Below are 17,471 nucleotides of genomic sequence, written 5' to 3' on the forward strand. Positions count from 1 at the left end.
TTATCAGCGACGCAAAAGACCAGCGGCCTAGAAGATCTAGGGACGCAGGAGAGCGGTACCGGTCTCGATCAACCGGTTGATGGTGTCGGGCAGCTTCTCCTGGTCCGGATCATGATGGCGACCCTCGCGGTGCCGACGCAGGTTGTGGCCCATGATCGCCGCCATCTTCAACCGGCCGAGTGCGTCGAACCAGTTGAGTTCGGGGAGTGCGGGACCCGCTCCGGTGTACAGCGCGACCAACTCTTCGGCGCTCGGCAGTCCGGTGACTTCCCGACCGACACCGGGGAAGTTCGAACCGTCGGCGAATACCAGAAACCAGCCCAATTCGACTCGTGGATCTCCGGCAGACCAGATTTCCCAGTCGATGAGTGCAACTGGCTCCAGTCCGTCGGAGATGATGTTGCCGAGACGGTAATCACCGTGCACCAGTGTGGGTTCGATAGGTTCGGGAATGTCGGAGCGCAACAGTTCCAACAGACGATCGGCGCCGACAACCAATTCCGGTGGCACTGCGCCCAGCGTCTTGGCCCAGCGATCGAGCTCGTCTGCCGGTGTCAGGGGATCTGCGAGCCCTGCAATGGTGGCCAGGTCCACCTCATGCAGTCGCGGTAGGACTGCAGCGGCACGACGCATTCGATTGGCAGCGAGCACCGGATCGACGGCCGGGTCGTCGAGCACGGGCTCGAGTGACTCGCCTGCAACAAATTCCATGGCAAACCACGCGGGCTCGATCTCGTCGACGACAACTACGCGCGGCACCGGAACTTCGGTGCCGGCCAGCGCCTGCAGAATATGCGCCTGTCGCAGCATGTCGTGCCTGCCGATGGATCGCTGGCCTTCCGGCACCGCCTTGATCACCACGTCACCGGTCGAGGTGGTGGCGCGGTACGTCAGTCCGGAGTGTCCACCGAGTAGCGGCTGGAAGTCGGTTAACGTCGCGCCGCAGTCCGCCAGTAGTTTGGCGGCGACCCGTTCTTGCAGAGTCGAACTGGTCACGGTCGCGGCTCCCTTGGTAGACCGAGCACGCGCTCGGAGATGATGTTGTGCTGAATCTCGTCGGTGCCGCCCGCAATTCGGTATCCGGGGGCGCCGAGTGCGTGTTCGGACCACGCGAACGTTCCCCATCGACCGGAATCGGCGGTAAGTTCACGGCCGAGCAGCAAACGGGCAACTTCCGACGTTCTGGCCATGGTGTCGGTAGCCAACAACTTTCCGAGTGAGGCTTCAGGACCCGGCTCGTTGCCGGCAAGCATCGCCCCGGCCACCCGCATATTGCTCACGCGCTGTAGATAGCTCCTGGCGACCAGGTCGGCCACCTTGTCCTTCTCGATCTCGGTCAGCTCGCGTTCGAGGTTCTGTGCGAGTGCAATTGCCTGATCTGCGTTGGCCAGACCGAGATTTCCGCCGTCCAGACGTTCGGCCGCCAGCACGGTGAGAGCAACCTGCCAACCCTTGCCGACCGGACCGAGTCGATACGCGTCTTCGAGTTCGACGCCGTCGAGGTACACCTCGTTGAACGAGCTGCCGCCGGTCATCTGCCGGATCGGGCGTATGGTCACGCCAGGTGCGTTCATCGGGACCAGGAACATGGTGAGCCCGGCATGTTTCGCGACGGTGGCGTCGGTACGGCACACCGCAACTCCGTAGTCCGCCACCAGCGCGCCGGAGGTCCATACCTTGTGCCCGTCGAGAGTCCACGTGCCGGCTTCGCTGCGCACCGCCTTGGTGCGGACGGCAGCCAGGTCCGATCCGGCCTCGGTCTCGGAGAACAGTTGGCAGGCAATGATGTCCGTGCGAAGCATCGCGCGCACGTAGCGTTCCTTCTGCTCGTCGGTGCCCCACTGCTCGATGGTGGGCGCGATCAATTGCTGTGTAACCGAGAACATCTCGGTCCGCCGCGGCACGTCGAACGATTCCTCAGCCCGGCGGAAAGCTAACACGTATGACAGCGGCAGACTGCGACCGCCGCGTTCGGGCGGCCAACTCAGTGCTCCCCAGCCGGCATCGAACTTCGCCTGTTCGTAGCGCGAGATTTCGTCGGTGTGCTCGCGCTCTTGCTCGGCGGTCCAATTCTCGAATACCGCCACCGAATCCGAACCAACGCCCCACACCGATTCGGTGCGAGGTGCGGCGACGCCACGCAACCAGGCGATGGCTTCCTCGGTGAACGCGTCGAGACCTGGAATCGTTTGTGGTGTCACTGATCTGCCCTCAGTCGTCTTCGCAAACTCATACGGACAATACGGTGCAGGCACTGATGCCCGGTGCGCCGTATACGTGGGTGAACCCGATCCGGGGAGTACCGGGAACCTGACGGGCACCCGCCTCACCGCGAAGTTGGGTGACTATCTCGTGCACCTGCCGCAGGCCCGACGCACCGATCGGCTCACCGTTGGCGATGCATCCACCGTCGGTGTTGATCGGAATACGGCCGCCAATCTCTGTCTCGCCGGCCGCAATCATCGATTCCTGTTCGCCGGGTTCACAGAAGCCGCACTCGGCCATGTGCATAATTTCGGCACCGCTCTCGGTGTCCTGCAGCTGAGCCACGTCGACTTCGCCGGGGGAGATGCCTGCCTGCTCGAAGGCTGCCCGCGCGGCGTCCGCACTGACACTGGTCGGTTCACCGTTACCTTGCACGGCCGGGCTGAAAACCTCGAAGGAGCCGAACCTTCGGGTGCGATGGGTGATTGCCCGAAGTGTGACCGCTCGCGCGGCGAGCGCTTTGGTTGCGCTCTCGCTGGCAACCACGATCGCGGCGGCGCCTTCTCCGGGTGAGCAGAACATGTAACGGGTGAGCGGGTCGTTGACCATGTCGGCTGTCGCGATGGTCTCGGCGGACATCGCCTCCCGGCGCCAGGCGTTCGGATTGAGAACGCCGTTTCGATAAGCCTTCTCGGCCACGCGGGCCAGGGTGTCGGCCGAGATGTTGTGCTGGCGCATATAGCGCGAGATCTTGGCTCCGAAGAATTGTGTGGTGACCATCAGACCGGCCTCGCCGTATCCGTCCGGCAGGCCCCATTCTTCCGGTCGGGGATCGAATGCCCCCCGTGGGTGCTTGTCGAAGCCGACCGCCAGTGCGATCTCGGCTGCACCCGAGCGAACTGCATTGACCGCCGAGAAGAGTGCGCTACCGCCGGTTGCGCAACCGTTCTTGACGTTGGTGAAAGGTATTCCGGTGAAACCGAGTTCGGCCACCAAGGTGTCGGCCAGCCCGGATCCGTCACTGCCGCCGAAGGCGACCTGGACGTCGGGCCATGAAAGTCCGGCATCATCGAGCGCAGCGCCGATCGCGGTGACGGCCATGGCACGCCCACTCACTCCCGGTTGCCGGCCGAACTTCGAGAGCCCGGCTCCGACGATCGAAATAGGCTGCGTCACTTGGTTGCTCCTTCCTTCGCGTCACGGTCGACGGCGAACCGGGGCACCGGTGAGGTGGCGACCAACGTCACCGGTGCCTGATCCAGTCCGTCGAAGTCTTCACAGTCGATGATTGCCTCGACCTTGATTCCTTCAGGGAGTTCGATGTAACCGACCGCGAAAGGAGTGAACCCTCCGGCGGGCGATACATACGGCGGCGATTTCGGAGGAAAACGTTGAATCGTATACGCCCACAGCACACCTCGGGTACTCAAATCGAGAGGTGCTGCCGTTGGCGTTGCGCACTTGCTGCACATGACGCCGGCCGGAAAGGCCACCGTGGCGCACACCGTGCACCGGCTGCCTTCGAGCACGATTGCTGTCTTCTCTGCCATGCCTATCCCTTCAGGTCTCGGGGTGAATCAGATCAGCGGCCGACCCACACCGGATCACGCTTCTCGAGGAATGCGGTGACGCCTTCCTTGCCGTCTTCCGACTGCAGTGCGTTGCCGACGGCCAAGTGCTCCATGACCATGAGCGACTGGATGTCGGCGTCGAGGCCCTTGTCGATGCACATCTTGGTGAGCTTCATCATGAACGGGCTCTTGTCGGTCAGAGTCGCGGCGAAGTCTGCCACGGTCTGATCGAGCTGATCGGCCGGTGCCGAAGCATTGATCAGGTCGAATGCAGCGGCCTCGGTGCCCGAGAGCAGCTTGCCGGTGAGCATGAGCTCCTTGGTCTTGCGAACCCCGATCATGCGAGGAAGGCGGTAGATCGGGCCGGCGCCACCGAAGAGTGCGCGACGGATGTGGAAGTCGCCGATCTTGGCGTCATCCGATGCGATCGCGAAGTCGCACGAGATCATCAGTTCGAAACCACCTGCGGTGACGTAGCCTTCGAGGACTGCGATCGAGGGTGTGTTCATCGAGTAGAGACGGTCGCAGACCTTGGCCGAAAGCACGGCGACGTCCATCGCTGTGGTGCTGCCGATGAAGTCGGAGAGCAGCTCGTCCAGGTCGAAACCTGAGCAGAACGTGTTGTTGACGCCACGTAGCACCAGAACCTTGAGGTTCGGATCGTTGTCGACCTCGACAATGATCTCGTCGAGGCGGTGCAGCAGTTCAACGGTGACCGCGTTCTTCTTGTGCGGGCGGTTGAGCCAAACCCGTGCGATGTCTCCGTCTTTCTCCAACAGGATGTGGTCGGTCTCGATCATCATGAGCCTTTCGTGTGGATGTAAATTGAACTGGATTCACTTCAGTATGCAGATCGGGTGACGTCGCGTCAATACCCGGCGTCGGTGGCATTTTCCGAACAGTCAAATACCGATCAGTTCTGCGATGCGTGCGCGATGAGTGCGCGAATCGCCCTGTACTGCTTCGTTTCCCAATGCGCGGCGGAAATAGGAGTGTGCCGGGTGTTCCCATGTGAAGCCGACGCCGCCATGCAATTGCACGGCCTCGGCCGCGGCGTCGATGGCCGCGTCGGTGCAGACGGCGCCGGCCACCGCGATCGCCAATCGGGCAGTGCCCGGGGCCTCGTCGTATACGGCTGCGGCATATCTGCTTGCTGCTCGAGCGCGCTCGAGCAGCACGAGTACGTCGGCCAGTCGGTGCTTGACGGCTTGAAACGAGCCGATCGGGCGCCCGAATTGGTGTCGGGTTTTCACGTATTCGACGGTCATCTCGAGCAGGGCGTCGACAATTCCGGTGTTCTCGAAAGCGATTGCGAGCGTCCGTAAATCATGAATCCGAGTACAGACCCGGGCATAATCGTCGGCACCGACCACGGGAACTGCCGGCACTTCCGCTACGGTCAGGTCGGCCTGTCTGCGGGTGGGGTCGACGACTTCGCGCTCGCGCCAGTGCACCTGACCGGCTGTCTTAATTGCGAATATCTGCCGTCCGGCGGCGGTGTCGGCGGAGACGATGACGAGGTCGGCAGCAGCACCACCTACGACGGCCGAGACCTCACCGCTGAGCAGCCAGGAGGATTCACTTTCGACACCGCTGAGTCGATCGGTCGCGGCAGTCAGTGGACTGACGCTTGCCACCGAGGATCCCTCGAGGACGTTGACCAGTAGTTCGTCGACGGGATACGTGGCCGCCAATAGTGCCTGGGCGCCCAGGACCGCCGAGGAAAACACGGGCTCACAGGCCAGACTCCGACCGCACTCTTCGAGAATGATGCCGAGTTCGACCATGCCGTAACCCAGCCCGCCGCGATCTTCTGGCGCAGCGAGCGAAGTGACCGACATATTCTCGATCAATTGCTGCCAGAGGTCCGGCGAGTATCCCTCGGCCGTGTGCGAAGCCGACCGAGCCTGCTCTACGCCGCCGTGTTTCCCGAGCAGCGCTCGAATCGCATCACGAAGCTCCAACTGTTCGGGGCCAGGATTGAGAGCAGCGGGCTCGGAGAGTGGCCAGGGGGGCTCTACCTGGGAAGTAGACGATTTCATATCACTCCAATTGACTTGAGTTCAGTTTGGTTATGGATCGAGACTAGCGCGTCAGGGCCTCGACAAGAAGGGGTGAACCGAACTAAGTTCATCTCATGAGCTCAGTGATCGAAACCTATTACGCGACCGTGGACAGCGGTCGACTCGAAGATGCTGTGGCCTTGTTGGCCGAGAACGTGGAGTTCGCCATGGTCTTGCCCACCGGGGCTAACTACGGGAGTGGTCGTGCGTCAATGCTCGACTACCTGTCGGGTCGCCCTCCGGTGGATCGCAAACACAAGGTCCTGCGCGTTGCAGCCGAAGGAGATCTGCATTTCCTGCATGGGTCGGTGACTGAGAACGGGACCAAGACCACGGGCTATTTCGTCGGTGTCATGCACGTCGATTCCGCCGGTCTCGTCGATCGCTATCAGGTGACCTTCGACGCTGAGTTCAGTTTGATTCCCCCCGATTCGTCCGTCGAAGGAGTTCGCTGATGAGCGAGACCAACCAGACGCCAGTGCTCATCCAGTGGTTCGAGTACATGGATTCCGACGATCCGGACCGCGTGCTGACGATGATCAGCAAAGACTTCGTGATGTCCGTTCAGTTCTCGAAGGGTGATGGTCAGTCTGCCGAGTTCGTCGGCGATCGCGACGGTCTCGTCGCCTACCTGGCGCAACGCGAGAAGAGTGTTCTGATCCACCACATCGACGCCGGGGCATTCGTCGACGGTGTCGAGTTGTCACTCGGGCGCACCACTCGAGGCGGCGATTTCGAGGCTTCGTTCAACGCCACTGCGCAGCTCGACAGCGAGGGCAAGGTGCGGCGCCTACTGATCGCCCGCACCCCCGAACTGTCCTTCTCCTGATTCCAGCTCCATCCAGGCCGACCTCGGGTACAGCGCAGCCTTGCCGCGCTACCCGGGGACGCCGTAATTCTCCCGCGCTCTCGCACTCCTCCGCGATCTCTATCGCAGGCGCGCGCCGCCAATGCGGCCGGCGACTCTCACTCTTGTCCGGCCGAAACAACTGAGCCGTCATGACCAAAAGGAATCCCTGTGAGTGAACAAGCATTTATCTACGAGGCCATTCGCACGCCGAGAGGCAAGCTGCGAAAAGGCTCATTGAACAGTGTCAAGCCCGTCGACCTTGTAGTCGGGCTGATCCAGGAACTCGGAACCCGTTTTACCGCAATGGATCCCGCAGAAATCGACGACGTAGTACTGGGCGTCGTCTCCCCGGTGGGCGAGCAGGGTGCAGTCATCGCGCGCACCGCGGCCCTGCTCGCGGGATTGCCGGATTCGGTGCCAGGCACGCAGGTCAATCGCTTCTGTGCGTCAGGTCTCGAGGCCACAAACCTGGCGGCGCAGAAAGTTGCATCCGGTTGGGACGACCTGGTGATCGCCGGCGGCGTCGAGTCGATGTCGCGTGTCCCGATGGGTAGCGACGGCGGCGCCATCTTCACCGACCCGGCGACCGCATACGACCTGTACATCGCCCCGCAGGGGATCGGCGCCGACCTCATCGCCACGGTCGAAGGATTCACCCGCGAGGACATCGACGGTTACGCCGCACAGTCACAGGGGCGCGCGGAAAATGCTTGGAATGCAGGCTATTTCTCCAAATCCGTGGTTCCGGTGCGGGACTTCAACGGGGTCGTCCTGCTCGATCACGACGAGCATCGCCGTCCGGGAAGCACCGTCGAGAGTCTGGGCAAGCTCACACCGGCGTTCGAAAAACATGCGGCTACAACCGGTTTCGACGAGGTTGCGCTGCAGAAGTACGTCAACATAGAAAAGATCAACCACATCCACACCGGCGGTAACTCTTCGGGCATCGTCGACGGTGCCGCACTGGTACTCGTCGGCAGCGAAGCCGCGGGTAAGCGCGGCGGCCTGACGCCGCGCGGCCGCGTCGTGGCCACCGCCCAAACCGGTGGTGAACCGACGATCATGCTGACCGGACCTACTTCCGCCACCGAACTCGCTCTGAAGCGGGCCGGACTGACCGTGGACGACATCGACGTCTTCGAACTCAACGAGGCCTTTGCCTCCGTGGTCATGAAGTGGATGAAGGATCTGAAGATCCCGCACGAGAAGACCAACGTCAACGGCGGGGCCATCGCGATGGGCCACCCACTCGGCGCTACCGGAGCCATGCTGGTCGGCACCGTGCTCGACGAACTCGAACGTACCGGCGGACGCTACGGCCTGATCACGCTGTGCATCGGCGGCGGCATGGGTATAGCCACCGTCATCGAACGCGTCTGAGTCTGCACCCCGGTCCGCTCCTCCCTCTGTTGAAGAGAAAGAACATACAGAATCAATGACTGACAACATGATCGGCTGGGCGCTCGATACCGATGGCGTCCTCGTGCTCACGATGGACGACCCGAATCAGGGCGCCAACACGATGAACGCCCTGTACACGTCGTCAATGGCCGCGACAGTCGACCGACTCGAAGCCGAGAAGGACAGTTTCGTCGGCGTCGTGCTCACCTCGGCAAAGCGAACATTCTTTGCCGGTGGTGACCTCAGGGACATGCAGGCTTGGGGACCGCAGGCGAAGAACCCGGTTTCTGCCACCGAGGTCACCACCCACCTCAACGAACTCAAGAAGGTGCTGCGGCGACTCGAGGTGCTGGGCAAGCCCGTAGTGTCCGCCATCAACGGCGTCGCGCTCGGTGGCGGGCTGGAAATCGTGCTGCACACCCACCACCGCATCGCGGCCGACGTCAAGGGCAACCAACTCGGCTTACCCGAGGTCACCCTGGGTCTGTTGCCCGGCGGCGGCGGAATCTCCCGTGTCGTACGGCTGCTCGGCATCCAGGGGGCGCTGGCAAACGTGCTGCTGCAGGGCCCGCGTTTGAGCCCGACACGCGCGCTGGAGTTGGGCCTGATCGACCAGGTCGTTGGTTCGGTGGCGGAATTGCTACCGGCGGCCAAGGCTTGGATTCACGACCACGCCGATGCCATACAGCCTTGGGACACCAAAGGATTCAAGATTCCCGGCGGCGGACCGGCTGACGTGAAGATGGCCCAGGTCCTACCGGTTATCCCGAGTCTCCTGCGTAAGCAACTCAAGGGTGCACCGATGCCGGCACCACGCGCGATCATGGCTGCCGCGATCGAAGGCGCGTACGTCGACATCGACACTGCCGACGAGATCGAGACCCGCTACTTCGTCTCGCTCGTGACCGGCCAAGTGGCCCAGAACATGATCAACGCCTTCTTCTTCGACCTGCAGGCGATCAACGGTGGAGCGTCAAGGCCAGACGGCTACGACAAGTTCACCGCTAAGAAGGTGGGTGTCATCGGAGCCGGAATGATGGGTGCCGCAATCGCATACGTCTCCGCCCAGGCCGGAATCGACGTGGTGCTCAAGGACGTTTCGCTCGACGCAGCGGCGAAAGGCAAGCAGTACGCGGTAGCGCTGGAGGCCAAAGCGCTCGCGCGTGGCAAGACCACGGCGGAGAAGTCCGAACAACTCCTCGCCCGAATCACACCGACCACCTACGCCGCCGATTTCGCGGGCGTCGACCTGGTAATCGAAGCCGCATTTGAATCGGTCGAAGTCAAACACCAGGTGTTCCAGGAGATCGAGAACATCGTCGAACCCGAAGCGGTGCTCGGCTCCAACACCTCCACCCTGCCGATCACCATCCTGGCCGAAGGTGTCGCGCGCTCGGAAGACTTCATCGGAATCCACTTTTTCTCCCCGGTGGACAAGATGCCCCTGGTCGAGATCATCAAAGGCGCCAAGACGTCGGATGCTGTGTTGGCCAGGGTCATCGACTACACCCAGCAGATCCGTAAGACCCCCATCGTGGTCAATGACAGTCGTGGCTTCTTCACCTCGCGCGTCATCGGCAAGTTCCTCGACGAGGCGATGGCCGCCGTCGGCGAGGGCATAAACCCCACGTTCATCGAGCAAGCAGGCGCACAGGCCGGATACCCGGCACCGCCACTGCAGCTCATGGACGAACTGACACTCACACTGCCGCAGAAGATCCGCAAGGAAACCGAGCGGGCATTGCTCGCCGCAGGCGAGACCGTTCCATTCCACGGTTCCAACGCCGTCATGGATCGGATGGTCGGTGAACTCGAGCGCACCGGACGATCCGGCGGCGGCGGTTTCTACTCGTACGACGAGAGCGGCAAGCGCGTCGGCATCTGGCCAGGTCTGCGTGAAGCGTTCAAGTCAGGGTCCACGGAAATTCCGTTCGAGGACATGAAGGAACGAATGCTGTTCGCTGAAGCGCTCGAGACCGTGCGCTGCTTCGACGAGGGCGTGCTGGAATCGGTCGCGGACGCTAACATCGGCTCGATCTACGGTATCGGCTTTCCAGCCTGGACCGGCGGCGTGATCCAGTACATCAACCAGTACGACGGCGGGCTGCCAGGTTTCGTCGACCGCGCCCGAGATCTGGCGTCGAAGTACGGCAGTCATTTCGAACCACCGCAGTCGTTGGTCGAGAAGGCCGAGGTGGGTGAAAAGTACTGAAGTAGTAAAGCACTGAGGTGGCCCGCCTCGATCCGAGGCGGGCCAGATCGCACCACTAACGTTGAAAGCTCCGCTCCCATTCTTCTTGGAACTTGCCGGTCAGCTCGGGAGTGAGCGCAGCGGTGTCCGGTAGAGGGATATCCTGCGCACGTCCGACCGAACCCGAGATGTCCGGCAGAGCACTACCGTATCCGTACGAGAGTGCCTTCTGCCCTGCTTCTGTGACCATGAAGTTGGCCAGTACCTGCGCGGCATTCGGATGCGGCGCGGACGCAAGTACCAAGGAATACCACGGCGTTCCCCAAGCCGGCTCCGGCAGTACCCAGTCCACCGGGGCACCTGTCGCCATCTCCCGCACCAGCGGTTGCACCATCGGGGTTGCGGCAATCTCACCCGAGCTCAATGCTTGGGCGATACCCAGCGAACTCGGGTAGATTCGAGGATTCAGGGCCGCGAGCCGTTCGTTGAAATCGCCGTTGCCCCAATTCTTTTCGAAGAACTGGTACTCGTCGACCACGGCCGCGAATCCGCCGGGGTTCACAACCCCGATCTTCCCCTTCAGTGCGGGATCAAGCAGGTCGTCCGGTGATCGAAGCCCCTGGGGCAGAGCGTCGGTGTTCCAACCGAGCGCGAATATAGCCGCGCTGGTCAGGAAGAACTGGTCGTCGATCACACTTCGAGCGCGATCGTATATCGGATTGTCGAAGGCTGGGCCGACAATCGCCGTCGAGAAGTCGCCGGTTGCGGCGGCATTTTTGATCCAGGACGGATCCGAGGACATGTGAACGTCGCCTACGCCCTTGCCAGTTCGATTCTCGGTTTCGATTCGAGGGTTCATCTCGACATCGGTGCCGCGCGTAACTTCCAAGGTGATCTGCGGATACTGCTGCGCAAATGCAACCCGCAGTGCCTCGAGGTTTGCCGGATGCTGGGTGGAGTAAAGCCGCACGGAACCTTCGGCTGTGGCCGCGGCGACGACGTCGTCCCAACTGCCGGAGGCCAGCGTTGCCATGGTCTCGTTACTGCTGCACGCGGCCGCCACCATCAGCGTGGCGGCCGCAGTCACCGCTATGACCGACCGGGGAAAGATCTTCATGGACGTGCCCTTCTGGCGCTCGTATGTCATAGGTATTTTCCGGAGATCTCGTTGTCGAACCGCGAAAGATATTCGAGAACAAGCAAATTCAGCATTCATTCGAGATGACCTGAACTCGGTTTAGCTGACGACGGCAGTATGCCATGATGTGGCTCACGTCACAATAGTTGGGTGCGTGCAGGTTTTCGATGCCGCCATTGTTGGCTAAACTGAATTCAATACAGTTAGAGTAGGATCGCCATGTCAGTAGTTGCGAGCTGGGAGAGCACTCATGGGTAACGAATTCCCCCACCTATTTTCACCGTTCGCAGTCGGTGGCATGACCATCAAGAATCGATTGGTGGCCTTGCCTGCCGGTACGAGCATGGCCGAAAACGGTGTCCCCACACACGGGGACACCGAACATTTCCAGCGACTCGCGGCCGGTGGAGTAGGTCTGATCATCGGCGGTGCCACCGTGGTGCACCCGACCACGACGCTGCGCTCACGAAAGCTCGTCGAGGCGTACATCGACGAATTCGTTCCGGCCACAGCCGCGAAAGTCGAAGTGATACACCGTCACGGCGCGAAGTTCATCGGTCAGTTGTGTCACCTCGGCCGCGAATTCATCGGCGGCGAATCGGATGCGCCGCCGTCGGCCCCGTCCCCGATAAAGACACCGCGCGATGCCTACCCCCCTCACGAACTCACGATTACAGAGATCGAAGACATTATCGAAGGCTGGCGCATCTCGACCGCGAATCTTGTCAAGGCAGGCGCAGACGGCGCGGAAATCCATGCCGCGCACGGTTATCTGCCTGCTCAGTTCATGTCCCCCTTGACCAACCAGCGAACCGACAGCTTCGGTGGATCGTTCGAGAATCGAATGCGTTTCCCCCGCTTGGTGATCGAGGCAATGCGCTCCGTCATGCCGACCGGATTCGCCCTCGGCGTGCGACTGAGCGGTGAAGAGGAAATCCCCGGTGGAATGCGGATCGATGACTGCGTGCGCATCGCCGAGAATATGACCGAACTCGGGGTCGATTACTTCTCCATCACGCACGGCACCCGCGGGAAATATGTCAAGGACTCCACCAACGAGGACGCTGTCGCAATTCCGTCCGCGTCAAAGGTGCGAGCTGCCACCGGAATTCCCACTCTCGTTGGCCAGCGTATTCGCGACGCCGCCACCGCCGATCACGCGATCAAGTCCGGTTACGTCGACATGGTGGGGATGGCACGGGCGCTCATCGCCGATCCTGACTTGCCCATCAAGTCGCAGACCGGCCGCCTCGACGAGATCCGTGGCTGTCTCGGTATCAATCAGGATTGCCGTGCCTTCGACCCGCATCTCCATTGCGCGGTCAACGCCGAAGTCGGGCGCGGTCGGCATCCGGGTGTTGGTGTCGTCTCCCCGCGCACCAAGGAAGTATTTGTCATCGGCGGCGGGCCGGCCGGACTCGAGGCAGCGCGCGTCGCCGCAGGGCGCGGGCACCGTGTCACACTGTTCGAGCGGAACACCATTCTCGGCGGCGCTGTCCGCGTGGCCGCGGCTGCGCCGCATCGCGCCACCTTGGTCGATATCATCGATTACCTTGGGCGAGAACTCAAACGGCTCAAAGTCGATGTCAACCTCGGTGCCGAAATCGACGCCGACGACCTTGCCGACATCCACTCGTCAGCTGACCACGTCATCGTGGCCACCGGATCGCGGCCGGCCGAACTACCGATCGAACTGTCGGGTCGAGCAGCAGCCACGGTCGACGACGTCTTGTCCGGTCGAGTACCGGAGGTGGCAAGTCGACGCGCAGTGGTATTCGACGAGGGTGACGGATTCTGGCCCGCATACAGCGCCGCCGAAGCGCTCGCCGGCCGGGGCTGGCACGTCACCTTTGCCACCCCGCTTTCTGCATTGGTCTCGCGGATTCCGGCCGAGAGTGCAGGCCCACTTCTCGGCCGGCTCGGTGACGGCGGCGTGGAGTTCAAGATTTGCCACACACTCGTGGTTCCGGAAGATTCCGCGTTGCCACTGATTCTGCGGCCCGTGTTCGGCGGTGGTGACATAACGATTTACGACGCGTTGGCCGTCTGGCACAAACCGCGGATTCCGATGTCGAATCTTGGTCTCGTTGCCGGAGAGTCCGTCAGCGTCATCGGTGACTGCGTCGCGCCCCGTCGGATCAGTCACGCTGTCGCAGAGGGATATCGTGTCGGCGCAGAACTCTAAGTGCGATTTACGGGCCCTGCGATAACGCGGTCCATGCAGTTGAGTTCGATAGCGCACCAGGACGACAAAGGTATCTGTTGGCGGGATCGCTTCGCTAGCGCGCCGCATGTTCCTGCGGCGCAAGAGAGTTCCCCGGTGCAATGTTCGCGCAGTTGGACGGTGCAGGCTTGCCGTTCAAGCGGTCGTCGACCCAGGCGAGCGCACCGGGGAGCCAGAGCATGGCGCCGAGGAAGTGGCTGATGGTGTCGTACTGGTCGTACTGAATCGCCAGGCCGGCGTCGCAGTACTTGCGTGCGAGGGTGCGGACGTCGCCCGTGATCATCACGCCGTCTCCCGCTCCGACACCGGGGCCGCCGGGTTGGGTGCCCTCGATGGTGCCGTTGGCCGCCTGCGCGATGAACATCGGAATGGTCGGTGTCGCCGCGGTGCCCATGTTGATCTTGTTCACGACATCGACGTACTCGGGAACCGTATTGGGATCGGCGTACTCGGGTTTGACCAGATCCTGCCAGGTCAGTCCGGGATACTGTGCCAGCACATTGCCGATGGACGCGTCTTCGAGTCGAGCCATGACGTCGCGTCCACGGTCGCTGAGATACTTCCCGAAATCGATGTCGTACGAACGCGCAACGCCGACGACTGCCATGCCGACAACGCCGCCCCACCCGATGCTTCCGCTCGCGTAGCGAAGGTTGTTGGCCGGATTGACCAGCACGCCTCCCTGCGCGGCACCGATCAAGTTGTCGTTGATCTCCGGTGCATATGCGGGAGCGAGTATCGAAGCCCAGTTGGTGGCGATCGCTCCGCCGGAGTAACCCATCAGCGCGATCTCTGCGTCGTCGGTGATTCCGGTTTCCGGGACATCGCGGGCGGCACGCAGAGCGTCGAGCGTCATCATCCCGTATTCGGGTCCGGCAGCGAAGTTTGCATCCGGGCCCTCGGTGTCCGGGACGACGATCGTGTAGCCCAATGCGAAGAGCGGCCCGAACAAGGCTGCCTCGATGGACGTGAAGGTACCGCCGATGTTGAAGTTGCGTCCGCTGGGAGTCCAGTCGCCGATCGGGGTGTTACCCGCGATGGCTCGCGACGGGCTGTCGTCGGGGTTCAGCGAATCGTAAAAGGACTGGTACGAAACAACTTTGTTCGGTTGGGCGTTGGCCGGGCGCAGGATCGAGGTGACGTTGGCGGACGGCTGTCCCAGGGCGTCGGTTGATCGGTAGAGAACCTGGACTGCCTGTATCGGGGTCGGGATGTTGAGCACGGTGTACGGCACGGTGCGAGTCTCGAGGACCGCGCCTGGGGCGTACGACGAGAGGGGTGCCGCGCCCTCGTAGCTGTAGAAACCGTCATCGGGGGACTTGGCAAGGACTGGCTGCGCGAGCGCTACCGGTGCGCCGACGCCTGTCAGTGCAAGCGCGAGTACTCCGACAACTGCGCGAGATAAAACCCTTGACGACATACTCGTCCTCCACATTGGTGTGCCACGCCCCACCCTGAGATCGTGGTGTGACGACCACCATATATTACTCGTGGGTAATGTGGGGATCGGTCAGATCGGTCGTCGTATCGAGGTCTCGACGTAGGAAGATTTCGGAGGACTCGCCTGGGAGTAACAGAACTCCCGCGTCGGTGTATCCCATTGCGCGATAGAAGTTCTGGGCTGATTCGTCGGCGAGTGTGGAGGTGAGGACCTGCGAGTGTCCCGCGCGGCTCATGCGTTTTTCCCAATCTGTGACCAAAGCGCGCCCGATGCCTTGGCCGCGGTTCGAAGACAGGACGGTCAGCATGTTCATGAACGGAATCTCGTCCCAGAACAAGCCCCAGCGCAGCCAGCCGATTGGATTACCGTTGTCCTCGGCGACGAGTATCCGGCCGCGTTGGATCACTGACGCGAGTTCCTCGGCTGCGATGTGTGAGTCGTGCTCACGTAAGAACGGCAAGTCTGTCTGCGCTGCGACGCGAATGTTCACCACAGAAGTCAGTATCGCCGTTCAGTCGGAGTTGATGGCGTTCGGCTTGGACAGGTAGACGACTCCGGGGATGTGGCTGGGGTCCGGCGGCAATTGGGAGTAGCCCGCTCGGGTGTACAGGCGAATGTTCCGCAGGCTCCTGCTTCCGGTGAACAGCTCGAAACGTGTGATGTGCTCCGGAGCGTTCTGTTCCACGTGCTGCAAGAGGCGTCGGCCGAGGCCGTTGCCCGCCAAGTCCGGTGCCACCATGAGGCGACCGATCTGCCATGCGGTTCCGTCCGCGGTTCCTCGCACGGCCCCGACGAGCCGGCCGCCGCGTCGTGCGGTCCAGACAGTCGATTCCTGAACCCAGGCTCGGACCGTGGGTAGGTCCTCGTGGAGCGGGGGTATGTCCATGCTGTTGTTGGAGATTGCTTCCGAAACCCAGCAACAGCGTTGTAGAACAAGGATTTCCGCGGCGTCCTCGTCCGTTGCGCGCTCTATGACTATCTCGTTCATGGTTTCCCTTACGAATAGGTTTTTCGCACCCGCAGGGCAATTGTTCAGCCGCAGGCTGAATTTGGCGCGCGGCGGAACAATTGGCGCGCGGCTGGGAATGCAGAGAGTTTCAATTCAGGCATAACAAACAAAACGCCCGCAACCAATTGGTCGCGGGCGTTTCGTGAAAAAGAACGTCAGACAGTTGCCGGAGTGTTCTCGTCCAACTTCGGATCTGCGTTCGCGATTCGCTTGTTGCGAATGAGGCTGCTGATGAAAGCAGCGCCGATCAAGAAGACACCGACCAGGCCGGTGATGATCTCGTTGATGTGAACGCCGATGGACACCATCAAGATGACGGCCAGAGCGCCGATGGCCCAGTGCGCACCGTGCTCGAGGTAGACGTAATCGGAGAGCGTGCCCTTGCGGACCAGGAAGACCGTGATGGAACGGACGAACATCGCGCCGACGAAGCCGAGGCCGAGGGCGATGATGATCGGGTCTGCTGTGATGGCGAATGCGCCGATGACGCCGTCGAAGGAGAAGGACGCGTCGAGGACCTCGAGGTAGAGGAACAGGAAGAAGCCGGCCTTACCGGTCGCTTTCGCGAGCTGCGTGGGGCCGCCGGACTTGGCGGTTTCTTCCTCTTCGCCTTCTTCCGGCAGATTGAACAGTTCACCCAATCCGTTGACCGCGATGTAGGTGATCATGCCCAGAACGCCCGAGATCATGACGGTGGAGACCTTGTCGTCAGCAGCGAGGAAAGAACCACTGAGAACCAGGACGATGCCGGCCACGACGACGGAGAGCTGATCGAGCTTGCCGATGCGAGCGAGCGGCTTCTCCAGCCAGGACAGCCAGGTGATCTCACGCTCTTCGAAGATGAATCCGAGGAAGAGCATCAGCAGGAACATGCCACCGAAGGCAGCGATCTGCGGGTGAGCGTCGGTGAGGATGGTTTCGTAGCTCGGCTCGCCGTTGGCGAAGTACGCGGCGTCGTCCGCAGGCGGGTTCAGTGCGAGGTCGAGTGCAGCTACGGGTCCGAGACCGGATGCAGCCCAGACGATCACGAGCGGGAACACCAGACGCATACCGAAGACGGCGATGATGACGCCGATGGTGAGGAAGATCTTCTGCCAGAATTCACTCATTCTTTGCAGAACAGTGGCGTTGATGACGGCGTTGTCGAAGGAAAGCGAGATTTCCAGAATCGACAGGATGATGACGAGGAACAGTGCCTCGGGTCCGCCGTAGATGAACGCAACGATCATCGCGAGGATCGAAATTGCGATGGATAAACCGAATATTCGCAGTACCACGGAGCGTGGCCCTTTCTAGTTGGTCAATGCAGAGTGGTTACTGCAAGCGGTCTCTCACCGCATCCGAACGTGAAAACGGGGAGGGTTCCACAGACTACTGC

The 17,471-nt window shown here is 61.7% G+C and carries 16 protein-coding genes; 5 read left to right on the forward strand and 11 right to left on the reverse strand.

Annotated features, from left to right (window positions below):
• Positions 1–36: 36 nt before the first annotated feature.
• The 6 genes from ABH939_RS27925 to ABH939_RS27950 all read right to left on the reverse strand — a co-directional run bounded on the left by ABH939_RS27925 (position 37) and on the right by ABH939_RS27950 (position 5,818).
• Positions 37–996, reverse strand: a complete 960-nt coding sequence (locus tag ABH939_RS27925) for a phosphotransferase family protein (protein WP_404650471.1) — start codon at positions 994–996, stop codon at positions 37–39.
• Positions 993–2,186 carry an acyl-CoA dehydrogenase family protein gene (locus ABH939_RS27930; protein WP_063315168.1) on the reverse strand — a complete coding sequence of 398 codons (1,194 nt, stop codon included), beginning with the start codon at positions 2,184–2,186 and terminating at the stop codon, positions 993–995. The genes ABH939_RS27925 and ABH939_RS27930 overlap by 4 nt, the downstream gene beginning before the upstream one ends.
• 43 nt (positions 2,187–2,229) lie before the next feature.
• Positions 2,230–3,381, reverse strand: coding sequence for a thiolase family protein (locus ABH939_RS27935; RefSeq protein WP_045064296.1), 1,152 nt, complete (start codon positions 3,379–3,381; stop codon positions 2,230–2,232).
• Entirely contained in the window at positions 3,378–3,755 is a 378-nt protein-coding gene (locus ABH939_RS27940; protein WP_063315088.1) for a Zn-ribbon domain-containing OB-fold protein, read from the reverse strand. Before ABH939_RS27940 ends, ABH939_RS27935 begins: the two co-directional genes overlap by 4 nt.
• A 32-nt stretch (positions 3,756–3,787) precedes the next feature.
• On the reverse strand, positions 3,788–4,576 hold the full coding sequence (locus ABH939_RS27945; protein ID WP_031331690.1) for an enoyl-CoA hydratase/isomerase family protein: 789 nt from the start codon (positions 4,574–4,576) through the stop codon (positions 3,788–3,790).
• A gap of 102 nt (positions 4,577–4,678) precedes the next feature.
• Positions 4,679–5,818: an acyl-CoA dehydrogenase family protein gene (locus ABH939_RS27950; RefSeq protein WP_063315087.1), complete on the reverse strand. Its 1,140-nt coding sequence runs from the start codon at positions 5,816–5,818 to the stop codon at positions 4,679–4,681.
• A 95-nt stretch (positions 5,819–5,913) separates the two neighbouring features.
• Between ABH939_RS27950 and ABH939_RS27955 the strand changes: the two genes are divergently transcribed.
• The 4 genes from ABH939_RS27955 to ABH939_RS27970 all read left to right on the forward strand — a co-directional run bounded on the left by ABH939_RS27955 (position 5,914) and on the right by ABH939_RS27970 (position 10,302).
• Positions 5,914–6,294: a nuclear transport factor 2 family protein gene (locus ABH939_RS27955; RefSeq protein ID WP_063315086.1), complete on the forward strand. Its 381-nt coding sequence runs from the start codon at positions 5,914–5,916 to the stop codon at positions 6,292–6,294.
• On the forward strand, positions 6,294–6,668 hold the full coding sequence (locus tag ABH939_RS27960) for a hypothetical protein (RefSeq protein WP_021333780.1): 375 nt from the start codon (positions 6,294–6,296) through the stop codon (positions 6,666–6,668). Before ABH939_RS27955 ends, ABH939_RS27960 begins: the two co-directional genes overlap by 1 nt.
• Positions 6,669–6,857: 189 nt before the next feature.
• Positions 6,858–8,069 (forward strand): acetyl-CoA C-acetyltransferase, encoded by a 1,212-nt coding sequence (locus ABH939_RS27965; RefSeq protein WP_063315085.1) that lies wholly within the window; start codon positions 6,858–6,860, stop codon positions 8,067–8,069.
• Between the two features lie 55 nt (positions 8,070–8,124).
• Positions 8,125–10,302: a 3-hydroxyacyl-CoA dehydrogenase NAD-binding domain-containing protein gene (locus tag ABH939_RS27970; RefSeq protein WP_083055943.1), complete on the forward strand. Its 2,178-nt coding sequence runs from the start codon at positions 8,125–8,127 to the stop codon at positions 10,300–10,302.
• Between the two features lie 55 nt (positions 10,303–10,357).
• Here ABH939_RS27970 and ABH939_RS27975 read toward each other — a convergent pair whose 3' ends face one another.
• A complete protein-coding gene (locus ABH939_RS27975) occupies positions 10,358–11,398 on the reverse strand; it encodes an ABC transporter substrate-binding protein (protein WP_045066630.1) in 1,041 nt (346 codons plus the stop codon).
• 271 nt (positions 11,399–11,669) lie between these two features.
• Between ABH939_RS27975 and ABH939_RS27980 the strand changes: the two genes are divergently transcribed.
• Positions 11,670–13,604, forward strand: coding sequence for an FAD-dependent oxidoreductase (locus ABH939_RS27980; RefSeq protein WP_063315083.1), 1,935 nt, complete (start codon positions 11,670–11,672; stop codon positions 13,602–13,604).
• Between the two features lie 94 nt (positions 13,605–13,698).
• On the opposite strand, the gene ABH939_RS27985 is transcribed toward ABH939_RS27980, so the two are convergent.
• The 4 genes from ABH939_RS27985 to ABH939_RS28000 all read right to left on the reverse strand — a co-directional run bounded on the left by ABH939_RS27985 (position 13,699) and on the right by ABH939_RS28000 (position 17,370).
• On the reverse strand, positions 13,699–15,063 hold the full coding sequence (locus ABH939_RS27985; protein WP_063315082.1) for a lipase family protein: 1,365 nt from the start codon (positions 15,061–15,063) through the stop codon (positions 13,699–13,701).
• Between the two features lie 64 nt (positions 15,064–15,127).
• A complete protein-coding gene (locus ABH939_RS27990) occupies positions 15,128–15,577 on the reverse strand; it encodes a GNAT family N-acetyltransferase (RefSeq protein WP_050655992.1) in 450 nt (149 codons plus the stop codon).
• Positions 15,578–15,595: 18 nt separating this feature from the next.
• Positions 15,596–16,072 (reverse strand): GNAT family N-acetyltransferase, encoded by a 477-nt coding sequence (locus ABH939_RS27995; protein WP_042922718.1) that lies wholly within the window; start codon positions 16,070–16,072, stop codon positions 15,596–15,598.
• Between the two features lie 176 nt (positions 16,073–16,248).
• The gene (locus tag ABH939_RS28000) at positions 16,249–17,370 is read right to left on the reverse strand and encodes a DUF475 domain-containing protein (RefSeq protein ID WP_003941145.1); all 1,122 of its coding nucleotides are present in this window, start codon (positions 17,368–17,370) and stop codon (positions 16,249–16,251) included.
• Between the last annotated feature and the right edge of the window lie 101 nt (positions 17,371–17,471).

Source organism: Rhodococcus sp. 27YEA6 (genome assembly GCF_044908235.1).
Taxonomy (GTDB): domain Bacteria; phylum Actinomycetota; class Actinomycetes; order Mycobacteriales; family Mycobacteriaceae; genus Rhodococcus_F; species Rhodococcus_F qingshengii.